This window comes from Maribacter algicola, assembly GCF_003933245.1.
Lineage (GTDB): Bacteria > Bacteroidota > Bacteroidia > Flavobacteriales > Flavobacteriaceae > Maribacter > Maribacter algicola.
The window spans coordinates 690140-705715 of sequence record NZ_QUSX01000002.1; the positions used below are offsets into that span (position 1 = coordinate 690140).

The 15576-nt window shown below is 41.7% G+C and carries 19 protein-coding genes; 5 read left to right on the forward strand and 14 right to left on the reverse strand.

The window, feature by feature from the left end; genetic code table 11:
- Nucleotides 1-42: 42 nt before the first annotated feature.
- From DZC72_RS12265 to DZC72_RS12300, 8 genes are all read right to left on the reverse strand, one after another.
- Nucleotides 43-849 carry an enoyl-ACP reductase FabI gene (locus DZC72_RS12265; protein ID WP_125223213.1) on the reverse strand — a complete coding sequence of 269 codons (807 nt, stop codon included), beginning with the start codon at nt 847-849 and terminating at the stop codon, nt 43-45.
- A gap of 74 nt (nt 850-923) precedes the next feature.
- Nucleotides 924-2576 carry a DNA repair protein RecN gene (recN, locus tag DZC72_RS12270; RefSeq protein WP_125223214.1) on the reverse strand — a complete coding sequence of 551 codons (1653 nt, stop codon included), beginning with the start codon at nt 2574-2576 and terminating at the stop codon, nt 924-926.
- Nucleotides 2577-2761: 185 nt separating this feature from the next.
- Nucleotides 2762-3649 (reverse strand): type IX secretion system protein PorD, encoded by an 888-nt coding sequence (gene porD / locus DZC72_RS12275; protein ID WP_125223215.1) that lies wholly within the window; start codon nt 3647-3649, stop codon nt 2762-2764.
- Nucleotides 3642-4847 (reverse strand): bifunctional phosphopantothenoylcysteine decarboxylase/phosphopantothenate--cysteine ligase CoaBC, encoded by a 1206-nt coding sequence (gene coaBC, locus DZC72_RS12280; RefSeq protein WP_125223216.1) that lies wholly within the window; start codon nt 4845-4847, stop codon nt 3642-3644. Before coaBC ends, porD begins: the two co-directional genes overlap by 8 nt.
- Before the next feature lie 5 nt (nt 4848-4852).
- Nucleotides 4853-5185 carry a DNA-directed RNA polymerase subunit omega gene (locus DZC72_RS12285; RefSeq protein WP_394340648.1) on the reverse strand — a complete coding sequence of 111 codons (333 nt, stop codon included), beginning with the start codon at nt 5183-5185 and terminating at the stop codon, nt 4853-4855.
- 12 nt (nt 5186-5197) lie between these two features.
- Nucleotides 5198-6022 carry an outer membrane protein assembly factor BamD gene (locus DZC72_RS12290; RefSeq protein WP_243641730.1) on the reverse strand — a complete coding sequence of 275 codons (825 nt, stop codon included), beginning with the start codon at nt 6020-6022 and terminating at the stop codon, nt 5198-5200.
- 122 nt (nt 6023-6144) lie between these two features.
- Nucleotides 6145-7035: a 4-hydroxy-tetrahydrodipicolinate synthase gene (gene dapA, locus DZC72_RS12295; protein WP_125223219.1), complete on the reverse strand. Its 891-nt coding sequence runs from the start codon at nt 7033-7035 to the stop codon at nt 6145-6147.
- A gap of 1 nt (nt 7036) precedes the next feature.
- Nucleotides 7037-7570, reverse strand: a complete 534-nt coding sequence (locus tag DZC72_RS12300) for a DUF6913 domain-containing protein (protein WP_125223220.1) — start codon at nt 7568-7570, stop codon at nt 7037-7039.
- Between the two features lie 117 nt (nt 7571-7687).
- Between DZC72_RS12300 and DZC72_RS12305 the strand changes: the two genes are divergently transcribed.
- The 3 genes from DZC72_RS12305 (at nt 7688) to DZC72_RS12315 (ending at nt 9922) form a co-directional block, all read left to right on the forward strand.
- Nucleotides 7688-8401 carry a 5'-nucleotidase C-terminal domain-containing protein gene (locus DZC72_RS12305; protein WP_243641731.1) on the forward strand — a complete coding sequence of 238 codons (714 nt, stop codon included), beginning with the start codon at nt 7688-7690 and terminating at the stop codon, nt 8399-8401.
- 149 nt (nt 8402-8550) lie between these two features.
- Complete coding sequence (locus DZC72_RS12310) at nt 8551-9456, forward strand: metallophosphatase (RefSeq protein WP_125223222.1); 906 nt, start codon at nt 8551-8553, stop codon at nt 9454-9456.
- A 4-nt stretch (nt 9457-9460) separates the two neighbouring features.
- Complete coding sequence (locus DZC72_RS12315) at nt 9461-9922, forward strand: GNAT family N-acetyltransferase (protein WP_125223223.1); 462 nt, start codon at nt 9461-9463, stop codon at nt 9920-9922.
- Nucleotides 9923-9958: 36 nt separating this feature from the next.
- Here DZC72_RS12315 and DZC72_RS12320 read toward each other — a convergent pair whose 3' ends face one another.
- The gene (locus DZC72_RS12320; protein WP_125223224.1) at nt 9959-10564 is read right to left on the reverse strand and encodes an MCP four helix bundle domain-containing protein; all 606 of its coding nucleotides are present in this window, start codon (nt 10562-10564) and stop codon (nt 9959-9961) included.
- 293 nt (nt 10565-10857) lie between these two features.
- Here DZC72_RS12320 and DZC72_RS12325 point away from each other — a divergent pair, with 293 nt between their 5' ends.
- Together DZC72_RS12325 and DZC72_RS12330 are read left to right on the forward strand one after the other, a co-directional pair.
- A complete protein-coding gene (locus DZC72_RS12325; protein WP_125223225.1) occupies nt 10858-11403 on the forward strand; it encodes a pyridoxamine 5'-phosphate oxidase family protein in 546 nt (181 codons plus the stop codon).
- Between the two features lie 36 nt (nt 11404-11439).
- Nucleotides 11440-12168 (forward strand): 3-keto-disaccharide hydrolase, encoded by a 729-nt coding sequence (locus tag DZC72_RS12330; protein ID WP_125223226.1) that lies wholly within the window; start codon nt 11440-11442, stop codon nt 12166-12168.
- Nucleotides 12169-12182: 14 nt separating this feature from the next.
- Here the strand turns inward: DZC72_RS12330 and hisIE are convergent, their stop codons facing one another.
- Genes hisIE through hisA form a run of 5 tightly spaced genes read right to left on the reverse strand, consistent with a single transcriptional unit; the run spans nt 12183 to nt 15575 of the window.
- The gene (gene hisIE, locus DZC72_RS12335) at nt 12183-12782 is read right to left on the reverse strand and encodes a bifunctional phosphoribosyl-AMP cyclohydrolase/phosphoribosyl-ATP diphosphatase HisIE (RefSeq protein WP_125223227.1); all 600 of its coding nucleotides are present in this window, start codon (nt 12780-12782) and stop codon (nt 12183-12185) included.
- Between the two features lie 9 nt (nt 12783-12791).
- Entirely contained in the window at nt 12792-13487 is a 696-nt protein-coding gene (locus DZC72_RS12340) for an aspartate/glutamate racemase family protein (RefSeq protein WP_125223228.1), read from the reverse strand.
- A gap of 20 nt (nt 13488-13507) precedes the next feature.
- A complete protein-coding gene (gene hisF, locus DZC72_RS12345; RefSeq protein ID WP_125223229.1) occupies nt 13508-14263 on the reverse strand; it encodes an imidazole glycerol phosphate synthase subunit HisF in 756 nt (251 codons plus the stop codon).
- 24 nt (nt 14264-14287) lie between these two features.
- On the reverse strand, nt 14288-14803 hold the full coding sequence (locus tag DZC72_RS12350) for a DinB family protein (protein WP_125223230.1): 516 nt from the start codon (nt 14801-14803) through the stop codon (nt 14288-14290).
- Entirely contained in the window at nt 14796-15575 is a 780-nt protein-coding gene (gene hisA, locus DZC72_RS12355; RefSeq protein ID WP_125223231.1) for a 1-(5-phosphoribosyl)-5-[(5-phosphoribosylamino)methylideneamino]imidazole-4-carboxamide isomerase, read from the reverse strand. The genes DZC72_RS12350 and hisA overlap by 8 nt, the downstream gene beginning before the upstream one ends.
- Between the last annotated feature and the right edge of the window lies 1 nt (nt 15576).

Consider the following 15576-nt stretch of genomic DNA (forward strand, 5'->3'; position numbering starts at 1 on the left):
ACTTTCAAGTAATTAAAGCCCCAGAAATCCCTGATTACCCTTTTAGAATTTGTCTATGACTTCCTGACTGACCCCGGTGTTGGAAAAACCGCCGTCATGGAATAGGTTCTGCATGGTCACTTTTCTGGTAAGGTCAGAAAACAAGGTAATGGTATAGTCGGCACAATCTTGGGCGGTCGCATTGCCCAAGGGCGACATTTTCTCAGCATAGTTGATAAAACCGTCAAATCCTTTGATTCCTTGTCCCGCAGTAGTGGCTGTCGGCGATTGGGAAATCGTGTTTACTCGTACCTTTTTCTCCTTTCCAAAGAAGTATCCAAAACTACGTGCCACGGATTCCAGATAGGCCTTGTTATCTGCCATGTCGTTATAATCAGGAAAGGTACGTTGTGCGGCCATATAGGTTAAGGCTACAATACTGCCCCATTCGTTCATGGCATCATTTTTATATAAGGATTGCATTACTTTATGAAAGGAAAGTGCGGAAACATCCCATCCCTTGGCCGTAAAATCATAATTCTCATCCGTATAGGACCTTCCTTTACGCACATTTACGGACATCCCAATGGAATGTAGTACAAAATCCAACTTGCCACCCAAAATCTCCATGGACTTGGTGACCAAATTCGCCAAATCTTCTTCATTGGTAGCGTCTGCAGGAATGATTTCAGAACCCGTCTTTTCGGCCAATTCCTTGATCTGGCCCATTCTCATGGCTATAGGCGCATTGGTAAGCACAAAAGTTCCGCCTTCCTCATGGACCCGTACCGCGGTTTTCCAGGCGATTGAATTTTCATCCAACGCACCAAATATGATTCCTCTTTTTCCTTTTAATAGATTATACCCCATGATTATTGGTTCTTAGTGTTTTTAATGTCTCAAAGATATTTAAAATATGCCAATTGGATTTTAGGCAACGACAATTAATTTAACAATTGTCTGGCATGGGCCAAGGCGGATTCAGACACTTCGTTGCCCCCTAACATCTGGGCCAGTTCCACTACGCGCTCATCATTGGAGAGTTTTCGCATATTGGTTTGGGTACCTTCTGAAGTATCGGTCTTAAATACCTTAAAATGGTGGTTTCCCTTGGAAGCGACCTGTGGAAGGTGCGTAATGGAGAATACCTGCATGTCCTTGCTCATTTCTTTCATGATATCTGCCATTCTATTTGAAATTTCCCCGGATACGCCCGTATCTATTTCATCGAACATAATGGTGGGCAGTTTTTCATATTTCGCCAATATGGCCTTAATTATTAGCATGATCCTGGAAAGCTCCCCTCCCGATGCTACTTTTTTTAGTTCGCCATAATCGCTGCCTTTGTTGGCGGTAAACAAAAAGGAAAGTTCATCCATACCATTGCCCTTAAAGGTATCCACACTTTCCAGTTGGATATGAAATGAGGCACTTGGCATTCCCAAGTGTGCCAAATCCTGTTCCAATTGTTGTTTCAAACTGGGAATAACAGCGTTTCTTTTTTCCCTTAGTACGAGTGCCTGTTCCTCCAAAGCCGATTCCAGATCCTGAAGCTCCCTGGTTTTAATCGCTATTTTTTCATCTAAATGGGCCGTTTCAAATGCCTTTTGGGAAAGTTCCTCCCTGATTTTGATCAATTCCAATATCTCTGAAACCCCGTGTTTTTTCTGTAGGTTGTACAACGATTGCAACTTGGCGCTGGTTTCTTCCAAAAGTTCCGGATTGGATTCAATGTTATCTTGAAAGGCCTGAAGCTCGGTATTGATGTCGTCCATTTCAATATATACGGATTGGATGCGCTGGTACAGGCTTTCGTATTGTTTACCAAATCCAGAAAGTCTGGATAGAGTACCTTTCAATTCGGATAAAAGCGATGTAAGGCCAATCTGCTCGTCGTTCATCAATTGATCCCCCTTGGAAAGTTCCTCCATAATCAACTCCACATTGTTCAGTTGCTCGTATTGCTCCTCCAATTCCTCCAAAATGCCTTCCTTTAAGGGAGCTGCTTCCAATTCTGTTAAGAGAAAATCGTTATAATCCTGTTCCTTTAAGGCATTGTTCTGAAAATCAATTAAATCCTCGAGCTGCTTTTTTGTTGAGCTATAGGTGGTGAGGGTCTTTCTAAAGTCCTGAAGACGGACCTTATTATCTGCCAAAGCATCTATCAATTTTAACTGAAAATCATTTTCGGTCAATCTCAGTGTCTGATGCTGGGAATGTATATCGATCAAGCGTTCACCTAGTTGTGTCAATACATCCAAAGTTACCGGTGTATCGTTAATAAAGGCACGGGATTTTCCGCTGGGCAAAATTTCCCGCCTAATGACCGTGGTGTCCTCATAATCCAAATCGTTCTCTTTAAAAAAAGACTGTAAACCGTAGTCCTTGATCTGAAAATAGGCTTCAATGACGCATTTACGTTCCTTATCACGCAGCGATGATAAATCGGCCCTCTTTCCCAACACCAAGGATAGGCCTCCCAAAAAGATAGATTTACCCGCACCCGTTTCTCCGGTAATAATGGTAAAACCCGCGTCCAGACTCACCTCTAAACTATCGATCAGCGCGTAATTGTCTATGGAAAGATTGGTCAACAAAACTGTAAAAATTTAAATAATCAAAGGTAATCTATTTCAGGTATCAAATTCAAGCTCAAATTTAAATGCAAGAATCAGGTTCAATTTGGTTGTTGGCTGTTCGTTGTTAGATGGAAATAAAAACGGAAGTACAAGAATCAAGTCCGTATTAACCCACTAATCTACTAGCTTCCAAATCACTAATTTCAATACTTGATTTCGTTCCAGGTGCTGGAATACAAAGGGGCAATTTTGTTGAGGGTCTCCTTCAGCTTCACGATATCCACCTTGGGACCATCGGAGAAAATATTCTGGATTTCTTCGGATTTTGCATCGAAAAAAGTCTGTATCAAAAAAGCATTGGGCCTTCTATTGATCATGGTCTGGAATAGGTTCATGGTACCGGCTATAATCTGTTTTCCGGTACTATTGTTATCCGCCAAAATGTCCAATCCCTTTCTGTGATAATTGTACATGGCCACCCGGTACTCCTTGTAGGTATTGGAAAGTAGGTTGTCTACCAATTCAAACCTGCTACGATCCGTGGTTTGCGTCCAACCAGAATAATTACTCCCCTGTGCCTGGGTCACGATGCTTTGTGCCTTTCTATAGAAATCGGTGCCACCTTCCAAAGAGAACGTATCGGCGTCCAGCCCTAAAATGACATAGACATAATAGGCCACCACGGCCACTAGGTTTGATTCAAACACGTTTTCGTTAAAGACCAGGGGCTGAAACTCAATATATTGAAAGTTCAATTGGTTGTCCTTATAGTTGAATACCGGACTTTCATAGGATGTATTGTAAACGGGTCTTGAGGACTGTATTTGAATGGTACCGCTAAAACGATCCGATTCATAATCCGTGATCGTGATGAACATTTGGGCATTGACCCGTTCATTTTCCTTATATACCCTATTCGTCCACTTGTTCTTGTTCACAAAATCGCTCAAGGAGCGTTCCAAGGTCTTAAATATTTGCTGATTGGTCTGTGAAACCTGATCGGAGTTTATGGTTACCGTACAGTTCAATTCCTGTGCACGAAGCGAAACTAAGGTGAAAACTAGAAGTAGAACTGGAAACAGTTTACGCATAACGTATTTTAACAATTTCATTTAGGATGTCCTTGGCAACAGCGGCCTTGGTTTTTAGTTCAAACGTCTGGATTGCCAAATTGGTATCCAAGAAGGTAATTTTATTGGTATTGCCCCCAAATCCAGCTCCTGTATCGTTAAGTGAATTCAGCACAATGGCATCCAGGTTCTTGCGTTTGAGCTTGACTTTGGCATTCTCAAGTTCATTTTCCGTTTCCAAGGCAAAGCCCACCAGATATTGGTTTTTTTTCTCCTGACCGAAGGTATAGAGGATATCCCTGTTTTTTACCAGATCGATTTGCAGCTCGTTAACGGATTTTTTAATTTTTTGTTCAGCCCTAACCTTGGGTTTGTAATCCGCAACAGCTGCGGCGCAGATGACGATATCCGCATCGGCATAATGCCCGTAGGCAGCCTCATACATGTCATCCGCAGAAACGACCCGTATCAATTGTATCCTATCATTTTCAACATCGTATTTTGAGGGCCCCGATACCAAAACCACATTCGCACCCAGCGCTGCTGCCGCCCTAGCCAATTCAAATCCCATTAGTCCGGAGGAATGATTTCCAATGAACCTTACGGGATCTATGGCCTCGTAGGTAGGCCCACCAGTAATCAGGACTTTTTTTCCATTTAGAGGCAGTCCTTCCAATAGATAATTATTGATAAATGCGACAATGTCTTCCGGCTCCGCCATTCTTCCTTCCCCGTGCAGACCACTTGCCAATTCGCCCGAGGTAGCGGGTATCATAATATTCCCGAAGGATCCCAAGGCCTTAAAGGATTTTTTTGTAGTGGGGTGTTGGTACATGTCCAGGTCCATTGCCGGGGCATAGAAGACCGGACACTTGGCAGAAAGGTAGCATGCCAACAATAGATTATCCGCAGCACCATTGGCCATTTTGGATAAGGTATTGGCCGTTGCCGGGGCAATCAGCATCAAATCCGCCCAAAGGCCCAAGGCCACATGGTTGTTCCAATCCGTGGTATTGTTTTCGACCTTTACAAAATTGGAAACTACCGGATTTTTGGAGAGGGTAGCCAGGGTCAAAGGGGAAACAAAAGAACTGGCGCTATCGGAAAGTACTATCTTCACGTTAGCGCCAGATTTTATCAATAAACGGACGAGAAAGGTTGTTTTATAGGCTGCTATCCCTCCGGTAATGCCTAAAAGGATGTTTTTGCCGCCCAACATATACCTTATGCGTCTTTCTCCGTATTTCTGTGATAGATTTTATCTTTCAACCACTCTTCTACGGCCAATGCATGTGGTTTGGGAAGTTTTTCGTAGAACTTGGAAACCTCAATTTGTTCCTTGTTCTCAAAAACCTCCTCCAAGCTATCGCTGTAGGTGGCGAACTCTTCCAATTTTTCCAACAATTCCTTTTTTATTTCGGAATTGATCTGCACAGCACGCTTGGCCGTTATGGAAATCGCCTCATAAATATTATTGGTAGGGGCATCAAATTCATTTCGATTGATGGTTACCGTTGAAACAGGCGCTTTGGAGCTTTTTAAATCGTTCATATTCATAATGAAAACTAGTTATTTAGATTCTTCTATTGTATTGAATTTCAGTAATTCCCTGTTGATCCGCTCCAATAGCTGCGCGGATTCCTTTTCATATTTGGTGCTGGGATATTGCTTTTTTAAGGTCTGATAGGCTTCCATGGCTTCAGTGAGACGTTCCTCTTGAAGGCTTTCAAAACTATTCATCGCCAAATGGGTCAGGGCTTGTACCTTTACAAAATAGGCATCCTCCCTGAATATGGAGCCTGGAAAATCCGAAATGAAATTATCGCTTGCGGCAATGGCGGATTTCAACATGTCATAATTAAATTCTCCCAGCTTGTTATACTGCTTTAATATCTCAAACGCCTTTTTCTCCTTTTTTCTTGTAAGCTCCTGTGCCATGGCATTGGCTTCGGCAAAAAATTCAGACTCCGAATACGTGTTAATAAAGTTCTGCAGTTTTAGGAGTGCCTTGTCCGTATCTGTCTGGTCCAAGGAATAGGTAGGGGAAAGCTCGTAATAGCTTTTTGCCCCTAAAAAGGTTGCTTCGGCCAGCTTGTCACTTTTGGGATAGGATTTTATGAAACGCTCAAATTGATAACCTGCCATATTATAGTCCCCGCGCTTGAAATAACTATCGGCCAAAAAGAACATAACCCGCTCCCCTTGGGGCTTGCCCACATATTTGGGTGCTATTTGCTCGAATAGTCGGTTGGCACGCTTGAAGTCCTTCTCCTCGTAGAATTTTTCGGCCATATCATACTTGGCCTTTAAATCCTCGTTCTTGAGTACTTTTTGGTACTCGCTACAGGATTGTAGAACCATTAGAAACAGCCCTAAAACAAAAAAATGTCTCATTCTAAAAAACATTTTGCAAAATTAGTGATTATCAACGGATTTAAAAAACATTTTTAATCTGTCAAAAATAAGGGCATTCAAGGTTACAATCACTTCATTTGGCATGGATTTAACGAAGCGTTCTAAGCGGGGATTTTGGTAAGGGAAGCGATAAAGTTGGCGATTTTATTCTTTAGCCCCGGGGTGGCCTCCAACAACGGCAATCGTACGGACGCCCTGCAAATGCCCAGAATCTCGAATATGGCCTTGATGCCGGCTGGATTCCCCTCCTCAAAAATAAGGCTCATACCCTCCTGCATCATATAATGCAGCTCGTAGGCTTCTTCACTGTTGCCGTCCATACCCAAACCTACCATTTGTGAAAATGCTGATGGCAATCCCTGGGCGATTACGGAAATCACCCCTTCCCCACCAGCCAATATGGTGGGCAAAGCCGTAATATCGTCCCCTGAAAGTACCAAAAATCCATCCGGCCTTTGCTCTATCAACTCCATGACCTGAACCATATTCCCACTGGCCTCCTTGATGGCTACGATATTGGAAAAATCACGTGCTAATCTCAGGGTTGTAGCGGGTAGCATGTTACTACCGGTCCTCCCGGGCACATTATACAGTATGATTGGCAAGGGAGAAGCTTCCGCGATTGCCTTGAAATGTTGGTAAATCCCTTCTTGGGTAGGTCTGTTATAGTAGGGCGAAACCGAAAGAACGGCATCAAAATGGGAGAGATCCGTAGCCTGGATTTCCTCGATGATGGCCGCAGTATTGTTCCCTCCAATGCCAATGACCACCGGAAGCCTTCCACTATTGGCCTCCAAAATGGTGTCCATGACCACTTGTTTTTCATGTTTGGTAAGCGTAACGGATTCTGCCGTAGTTCCCAAAGCCACCAGATAGTCCACGCCACCATCAATATTAAAGGATACGATATCCGCCAAAGCGTCCACATCCACCTGGCCCTCCGTCGTAAACGGGGTTATCAGCGCCACTCCTGTTCCCTTTAATTTTTCCATGCTAAATTTCCTTAAAAACGCTTAAATATTTTTTCAATTCTTGTTTGAACGTTTTAAAATCGGATATCGGGGTATTCAAGATAAGATCATTGTAAGTAGGGCCCACCGACCCAAAACCTACTTTGATTCTTGCCTTTGTCCTAACGGACATAAGGTTTAACAACAGGTTGTTATCATCATAGTAGTTCACCAATAAATCGTATTCCCTGTTCAAGAACTCCAACGCGTAGCTATTCTGAATCTCACCGTTCCATCCCAAATCCTTATTGGAAAATATGGGTGTGGAATAGGGAGAATTTTTGTCATAATAACTTTTATAGCCAATGATTTTTACCGCATTGGGCCTTAAAGAGAAATCTTCCAAAAATTGATAGAACATGTCAGAGGTATCAAACTTGTCCAAATCTACAATACAACCCAAAGAACGTATCCCTTTCTCACGGGTACTTACATACCCCGGTTTTTCCAGCTCCTGCTTAATAAATTTAAGTCCGGAATTCTGTTTAAACTTGTCCTTAATTCCTTTTAAAAACATGTATTTTTACATTTCTACAAATGTAAATAATATCCGTTCAACTGTATGGCGAAGTTAAAACACTTTGAATGTTTAAAAATACAACATTTTGTTATATTTATAACTTTTGTTGGAGTTGTGTCCTGTCATCAATCCTCCAGTACCTTGCTAAAAATCAGCGGAAAGCAGGTAGTGGTCGATAGTACCTATGTCCCTGTGGATTCCATTTCTGAATATATACTTCCTTACCATGAGCATGTGGAGTCGGTTTTGGACAGTACTTTGGCCTATGCCCCATGGGACATTAGCAAAGTGGACGGTACCTACAACACCAGTGCAGGAAATCTTATGGCGGATATCATTCTGAAACAGGCAGCCCCCATTTTTAAAAGCCGATCCGGTAAGGATCTAGATTTTGTGTTGTTGAACCATGGCGGAATCCGTTCCAATATATCAAAGGGAAATGTATCCGCACGTACGGCTTTTGAGGTCATGCCCTTTGAGAACTCTACCGTAGTTGTGGAATTAACCGGGAAATCTGTCAAGGAAATGCTAGCCTATCTCATCAAATCAAAAAGGGCACATCCCGTAGCTGGCATACAATTGGTTTTAGACAAGGACGACCGCATTCAATCCCTTAAGATTGGAGGCAAGCCCTTTGATGAAAACAGAAACTATTATGTGGCCACATCAGACTATTTAGTGTCCGGAGGTGATAATATGGTGTTTTTTAAGGATGCCTTGGAAGTGACGGACATCGATTATAAGATTCGGAGTGCCATGATCGATTATTTTACTAAGGTGGATACACTTTCGCCCAAGGTAGATTTAAGATATTATAAGGTGGAATGAATGTTGGATTTTGGTAGTTAGTGAACTAGCTATTAATGAACTAGTGGGTGAAAATAGACTTGATACTTATACGTGTATTTGGTATTTTCATCTTAAAATGTACAACCAACAACCAACAACTAAATTGAACTTGATTTTTGAACTTAATAATGGATAGAAGACAATTTGTTTCACGAACGGTGGCTGGGTCGGTAATGGTATCGGCAGGGGGGCTTTGCCTTAATTCCTGTACGGACAGAAAAAAACACCTGACCGTCCTGCACACCAATGACGTGCATAGCCACATTGACCCCTTTCCCTTGGACCATGCAGACTTTCCTGGATTGGGAGGGCTTGCCCGTAGGGCGGGTTTGGTGCAAAGCATACGGGAAGAAAATCCCAATACCCTGCTTTTGGATGCCGGCGATATTTTTCAGGGTACCCCCTATTTTAATTTTTACGGCGGCGAACTGGAGTTCAAGCTGATGAGCAAATTAAAATATGATGCTACCACTATTGGGAACCATGACTTTGACAACGGCATTGATGGCCTTTTGGCCCAGCTCCCCTATGCCAGTTTTGATTTTCTCATCGCCAATTATGATTTTTCCAATACGGTCTTGGACGGTTACACAAAACCTTATAAAACCTATATACGGGATGGTATCAAAGTGGGCATTTATGGTCTTGGTATTAAACTGACAGGATTGGTGACCAAAAAATTGTACAAGGAAACCGAATATCTGGATCCCTATGAAATAGCTTCTGACATGGAAACCCGGTTAAGGGTAACTGAAAAATGTGATGTGGTTATTTGCCTCTCCCATTTGGGCTATAGCTACGAAAACGAAAATAGACCGGATGACCTCACCCTGGCCCAGCGAACTAGGTATACCGATTTAATCATTGGCGGCCATACCCACACCTTTTTGGAACGCCCCACCATAGTGAAAAATGCTAGCGGACGTGACATTTTAGTTAATCAAGTGGGTTGTTTTGGTGTGAACCTGGGCAGGATCGATTTTTATTTTGATGCCGATGGTCCTACTGCCCAAGGCATCACTATATCCGTTTAAGTAAATGAAACAGGAAGGATTTCTTAGAACGGATTCCAGGAACGGCGACTTTCAGAAGTTGGTGCAGTTATTGGATGCGGATTTGGCCGAGCGCGATGGTGAGGAAACTGCCTTTTATTCCCAATATAACGGTATTTCCCAGCTAAGGCACTGTATAGTCTATTGGGTAGATGGCGTTGCGGTAGGCTGCGGGGCCTTTAAACGTTTTGATGAACAAAGTGTGGAGGTAAAGCGAATGTACGTGGACCCCAAAATGAGGGGCAAGGGTATTGCCTCCAAAATTTTGAAGACCCTTGAGGCGTGGGCACGCGAACTTGGTTTTACAAATATCGTACTGGAAACAGGGCTTCGGCAACCGGAAGCCATCGGTCTTTATAAAAAAAACGGTTATGCCGTAACGGCCAATTACCCTCCCTACGTAGGCGTGGAGAATAGTGTGTGCTTCAAGAAGAAAATTGGACAATAAAAAATTAGGAATTTAAACACTACCCCGTTTCTAAACCTACCTCTCCTCACTTTTCTTGGGATCATATATAACAATTATCTGAATTAGTATGGCGAGAACAATCAGCACATATATTTCAAGTTGGGTAAACAATTCTACGGTATCCACAGCTTTTTTACTGATGTTCATTTGACGGTTACCTTCGCTTAACTGAATTTGTGAAAGGTCATATAGATTTTCATTGATATCATCAATACTTGATTGAAGAAGTTCCTCTTGTGTCTTCCCAGATTCAACAAATTTCGCTTCTTGAGCTTCTAGTTCCACAAGATTACCCTTGAGTTCGCCAAAGACTTTTGCTTCTTCTTTGGTCAATTTGGTTTCTTGATATCGAAGAATCAAATTTTGAATCTTGTCATCTATCACCATGGCCCTGTCTTTGTAAAAAGTGGAGTCCTTCCGTACCATAGCAAGCTCCTTTTCCTGAATATATCTGGCTATTTCATAAATGATATCCTTTACTACCAGACGATCCTCATAGATTGAGGTGACGGAATTCCTAACCCTTAAAAAATTATTTCGGTCAATGAGATTTGTGGCTATGATCAGTACAAAAATCATTAATATACCCAAAACCCATTTAATCTTGTTCAGTATCGACATTTCCAATCCTTTTAAGAGTTATAATTTAAAAATACAAAACGATTATGAATTATATCAGCTTTTAAACATCCTAGAAATTAATTTGATAACACTTAACCAATTTTATTGTTGGGAGTTTGTTTTTTATATAAATACAAACAGCAATGATAGTTATACTTCCATAAACGACCAGCATTTTCACAATGAAGCAGTGAAAGTTTTACAATAATGCATTCTAAAAAGGAATTCATGCATAAAAACAGAAATTAATTTAATCCTTAAATTTCAAGTCTTAAAAAAAATAGAAAAACCATATGGGAAAAAAGTTACCAGGAATAGGTTCCGAACAAAGGGCGTTTATAGAAAATCAGCATATATTCTTCGTGGGGACAGCTGCTTCCGATGGACGTGTAAACGTATCCCCAAAAGGAACCGATAGCCTGAGGGTAATCCATGAGAATAAAGTAGTTTGGTTAAACTTGACCGGGAGCGGTAACGAAACGGCTGCGCATCTTATTAAAAACAATAGAATGACTATCTTGTTCTGTGCTTTTGAAGGGAAACCCATGATTTTAAGGCTTTATGGAAATGCAGCAATTTTCCACAAGCGTGATGAAGGATTTAAAAAATATGCCCATTTATTTCCCCCAAATGCGGGAGCCAGACAAATTATAGAAATGCAGGTGGATTTGGTCCAAACGTCCTGTGGCTTTGCCGTGCCTTTTATGGATTACAGAGAGGAACGCACCACCTTAAACCTCTGGGCTGAAAAGCAAGGTGAGGAAAACATAATGGAATATTGGAAAAACAAGAACACCCAAAGTATTGACGGATTCGAGACGAGGATTTTAGAAGAATAAGCTACAAGATATTTAATACCTAAACGACCAACAAAAATGAAAAAATTATTAAGCATTGTATTAATTTTTGGCCTGGTATGTTCTTGTGATTCCAACAAAAAGAAATCCGTACTCAAAGCTGAGCCCCAAGATCAGAGTGATTGGGTAGTCATTTTCGATGGAACATCGACCAGTGCCCTAAGAGGGTACGGAATGGACGAATTTCCCCAAGAAATCTGGTATGTTGAAAATGGAGCTTTAATTGCCAATCCAGATACCACCAATAGGGACCTAATCACAAAAGAGCGTTTTAAGGACTTTGAATTGGAGTATGAGTGGGCCGTGGACACAGCAGCCAATTCCGGTGTATTCTTTCATATGCAGGAAGACTTGACCATGGAATCTGGTAATGGGAACAGTCCCAATTGGTTGGACAATTATGAACTACAAATCTTGGATGATGAAAATTTTTATGACACCCTCGCCGTGCGGTCTGCTGGTTCCTTATATGATTTAATCAAACCTGTAAACAAGGAATTAAAACCTATTGGAAACTTTAATAGGGCCAAGCTAATTCATAATAATGGGCATGTTGAGCATTGGTTGAACGGAAAAAAAATTATTGATTTTACCATGGACAGTCCGGAAATGAGGGAATTGCTGGGGCAAAGCAAGTTCAAGGAAAATCCAGAGTTTCATTCAGATAAGGAAGGCCACATTATGTTTCAACACCATGGGCAACGGGTATATTTCAAGAATATTAGGGTAAGGCGACTTGAACCTTAGAAATTTTTTTCAGCTTACTTTTTTCGCTTCATCAACTCGGATTCAATATCCTTCAAGGTAAATCCTTTCGCCTGTAATAGAATCAAATAGTGAAAAAGCAAATCGGCACTTTCGTAAAGAAACAGGTCATCCTTATCATCCATGGCCTCTATAACGGTTTCAACAGCCTCCTCCCCTACTTTTTGGGCAATTTTGTTGATGCCCTTTTCAAAAAGGGATGCCACATAAGAGGCATCGCCTTTGGCCGCTTTCCTACGTTGCGCAATCGTATTTTCCAATTCTGAAAAGAAACCAAAACTAGAAGTATTTTCCTCGTTCCAACAGGTATCGCTTCCGGTATGGCAGGTAGGTCCAACCGGATTGACATAAATCAAAAGCGTGTCGTTATCACAATCGTTCTTAATGCTCACCACGTGCAGAAAATTTCCGCTTTCCTCGCCTTTGGTCCACAGACGTTCCTTGGTTCGGCTATAAAAAGTAACTTTTCCACTTTCTTGGGTCTTTTGCAAGGCTTCTTCGTTCATATAGCCCAACATGAGCACATTTTTTGTTCTGGCATCTTGGATGATGGCAGGAACAAGTCCGTCCGTATTCTTTTTAAAATCAGCTTTCATGTGATATTTCTATTTGGCCAGTGCAAATTTCACGGCCTCATTTGCATGTATTTGTGTCGTATCAAAGGTAGGAATATTGCAATGTTCCTGTTGTATTAACAGCGGGATTTCCGTGCAGCCTAAAATTACTCCTTGTGCCCCAAGTTCTTCCGCTTTACCTATAATGGCTTGGTACTCCTTTCTGGAATCAGGCAAGATTATCCCTTTTGCGAGTTGCGTGTAAATGATGTTATGAACCAACTCTTGGTCCGTTTCACTGGGAACCATGGTCGTTATTCCAAATTGATTCTTCAGGATATCCTTATAAAAATCAAGCGCCATGGTGTATTTGGTACCCAACAAGAGAACTTTGTCCAATCCTTGGGTTACAATGGACTCCCCAGTGGCTTCCGCTATATGCAATAGTGGTATACTGGTACTTTCCTTGATGCTGTCCGCACAAAGATGCATGGTGTTGGCACCGATTAGAATAATCTCTGCCCCTGCATTTTCCAATCGCTTTCCAATTTCCGCAAAGTCGGTATTCAATGATTCCCAATCTCCCCTACTTTGCTTTTCGGATATTTCTTGAAAATCGACTGACTCCAGTATTAACTTACAGGAATGCGATTCGCCAAGGGCTTTATTCACGGCTTCGTTTAAATACCGATAATATAATTGCGTGGATTGCCACGTGATACCACCAATTAGTCCAATTTTTTTCATCGATTCTTTATTGCTTGATTCTAAATCCTAACTGGGATTCCCTGTTTGTTTAATTCCTTCTTTAAATCCTTAATGTTTATTTCTTTAAAATGAAATACACTGGCGGCCAAGGCTGCATCGGCCTTCCCTTCTTTAAAAGTATCTGTGAAATGATGCATCGTTCCAGCACCACCCGAAGCAATTATAGGAATATTAAGTTCATTGGACAACCGGGCCAACGCCTTATTGGCAAAGCCATCCTTGGTGCCATCATGATCCATGGAGGTAAACAAAATTTCCCCGGCTCCACGTTCTTCCACTTCCTTTGCCCATTCAAACAACTTACGTTTCGTGGGGACCTTTCCGCCAACTAAATGCACAGTCCATTCTCCTTCTATCTGTTTGGCATCGATTGCCACAACGATGCATTGGGAGCCGAATTTGGCCACCAGGTCGTTGATCAATTGGGGATTCTTAACTGCGGAGGAATTTATGGACACCTTATCCGCTCCATTCTGAAGCAAAATATCTACGTCCTCCACAGAGGATATTCCACCACCTACCGTAAAGGGAATACTCACCTTTTCGGCTACATGGTACACCAAATCCGCCAAGGTTTTCCTTTTTTGCTCCGTTGCAGAAATATCCAAGAAAACCAACTCATCGGCACCTTCCATGCTATAGATTTCCGCTAATTCCACAGGGTCTCCCGCATCTCTTAAATCTACAAAATTGACGCCCTTTACGGTTCTTCCGTCCTTGATGTCCAAACAGGGTATGATTCTTTTTGCAAGCATTCTTATCGATTGTAAAGCGTGACGTTATCCATTTTTAGTATTCAAATCCATTCCATCATAAAAACCTAGATCCTTATCCCTCAAAAGCTTTACCCAAAAAGCAATTTGGCCCGTGTGGTAGGAAAAATGTTCCACCGCATGCAGAATGACTCCTACCCCGGAAAAGGAAAAACCTTGAACGGAACGAATCTTGACCATTTGCTCCGGCTTGGTGTCAAAAATGACCCTTTTGGCATCATCCACCGTATTCTCCAATTTTTTAATCAATTCCTCCTTGGTAAGCCCATCTTTGGTTTGAAACTCGGCATCCCTATTACGCACATCGTCCACTTCACCCAAAGAAGAAATAATGTATTGGGTCATATTTCCACATAGGTGAAGGATAAGGTTCCCGATACTGTTGAGGGAATCATTTGGTTTTTTCCAAATTTCGTTATCGGTTACGTTTCCAAGACTTTTTTTGATCATCCGTGTACTTTCGTCCATGCGGAACAGGGCATTTTTGACCAGCTCCTCTATTAATTGTGCTTCCTTATCCATGTTTCAATATAAAATCCTCCAATTGTTTCAACGTAATTCGATTTTCATATATGGCCTTACCAATTATAGTCCCCTCACAGCCCAGTTCCGCCAGTTTTGGAAGCTCGTCAAAAGTTGAAATTCCACCTGAAGCAATTAACTTTATGGGATTTTCCGGTGACGTTTCCCCAATTATTTTTTCATAGAGTTGAAACGAGGGTCCTTGCAGCATTCCGTCCTTGGAAATATCGGTACAGATCACATAGCGAATACCTTTCTTTTGATATTCCTGAATAAAAGGAATAAGGTCTTCGGTCGATTCTTCCTGCCATCCGGAAACAGCCACTTTTTCTTCCATGGCATCGGCTCCAAGAATTATTCTTTCCGACCCATGTTCATTCAGCCAACCAAGAAATACTTCCCTGTTTTTTACCGCTATGCTTCCACCGGTAATTTGACTGGCACCACTTTCAAAGGCGATTCTCAAATCATCATCTGTTTTTAAGCCACCACCAAAATCGATTTTCAAATTGGTATTTGTGGCTATTTGTTCCAAAACTTTATGGTTTACGATATGCTTGGATTTTGCTCCATCCAAATCTACCAAATGCAGGTGTTGTATACCATGGGCCTCAAACTCCTTGGCAACTTCCAAAGGATTTTCATTATAGATTTTCTTGGTATCATAATCTCCTTTGGAGAGACGCACACACTTACCTTCTATGATATCTATGGCTGGGATTATCCGAAGCCCCTTAGCTCCCAAAGGGGGGATACTGTTTTCAATTTCCATT

Excerpts from the sequence above, each read along its gene's own strand:
- DZC72_RS12315 (WP_125223223.1), top strand. The coding sequence starts at position 9,461 with ATGAAACAGGAAGGATTTCTTAGAACGGATTCCAGGAACGGCGACTTT.
- DZC72_RS12285 (WP_394340648.1), bottom strand. The coding sequence starts at position 5,185 with ATGAATATGAACGATTTAAAAAGCTCCAAAGCGCCTGTTTCAACGGTA.
- DZC72_RS12290 (WP_243641730.1), bottom strand. The coding sequence starts at position 6,022 with ATGAGACATTTTTTTGTTTTAGGGCTGTTTCTAATGGTTCTACAATCC.
- DZC72_RS12310 (WP_125223222.1), top strand. The coding sequence starts at position 8,551 with ATGGATAGAAGACAATTTGTTTCACGAACGGTGGCTGGGTCGGTAATG.
- porD (WP_125223215.1), bottom strand. The coding sequence starts at position 3,649 with ATGCGTAAACTGTTTCCAGTTCTACTTCTAGTTTTCACCTTAGTTTCG.
- DZC72_RS12340 (WP_125223228.1), bottom strand. The coding sequence starts at position 13,487 with ATGAAAAAAATTGGACTAATTGGTGGTATCACGTGGCAATCCACGCAA.
- hisIE (WP_125223227.1), bottom strand. The coding sequence starts at position 12,782 with ATGAAAGCTGATTTTAAAAAGAATACGGACGGACTTGTTCCTGCCATC.
- dapA (WP_125223219.1), bottom strand. The coding sequence starts at position 7,035 with ATGGAAAAATTAAAGGGAACAGGAGTGGCGCTGATAACCCCGTTTACG.
- DZC72_RS12265 (WP_125223213.1), bottom strand. The coding sequence starts at position 849 with ATGGGGTATAATCTATTAAAAGGAAAAAGAGGAATCATATTTGGTGCG.
- coaBC (WP_125223216.1), bottom strand. The coding sequence starts at position 4,847 with ATGTTGGGCGGCAAAAACATCCTTTTAGGCATTACCGGAGGGATAGCA.
- DZC72_RS12350 (WP_125223230.1), bottom strand. The coding sequence starts at position 14,803 with ATGGATAAGGAAGCACAATTAATAGAGGAGCTGGTCAAAAATGCCCTG.
- DZC72_RS12330 (WP_125223226.1), top strand. The coding sequence starts at position 11,440 with ATGAAAAAATTATTAAGCATTGTATTAATTTTTGGCCTGGTATGTTCT.
- DZC72_RS12320 (WP_125223224.1), bottom strand. The coding sequence starts at position 10,564 with ATGTCGATACTGAACAAGATTAAATGGGTTTTGGGTATATTAATGATT.
- DZC72_RS12325 (WP_125223225.1), top strand. The coding sequence starts at position 10,858 with ATGGGAAAAAAGTTACCAGGAATAGGTTCCGAACAAAGGGCGTTTATA.
- DZC72_RS12300 (WP_125223220.1), bottom strand. The coding sequence starts at position 7,570 with ATGTTTTTAAAAGGAATTAAGGACAAGTTTAAACAGAATTCCGGACTT.
- hisA (WP_125223231.1), bottom strand. The coding sequence starts at position 15,575 with ATGGAAATTGAAAACAGTATCCCCCCTTTGGGAGCTAAGGGGCTTCGG.
- hisF (WP_125223229.1), bottom strand. The coding sequence starts at position 14,263 with ATGCTTGCAAAAAGAATCATACCCTGTTTGGACATCAAGGACGGAAGA.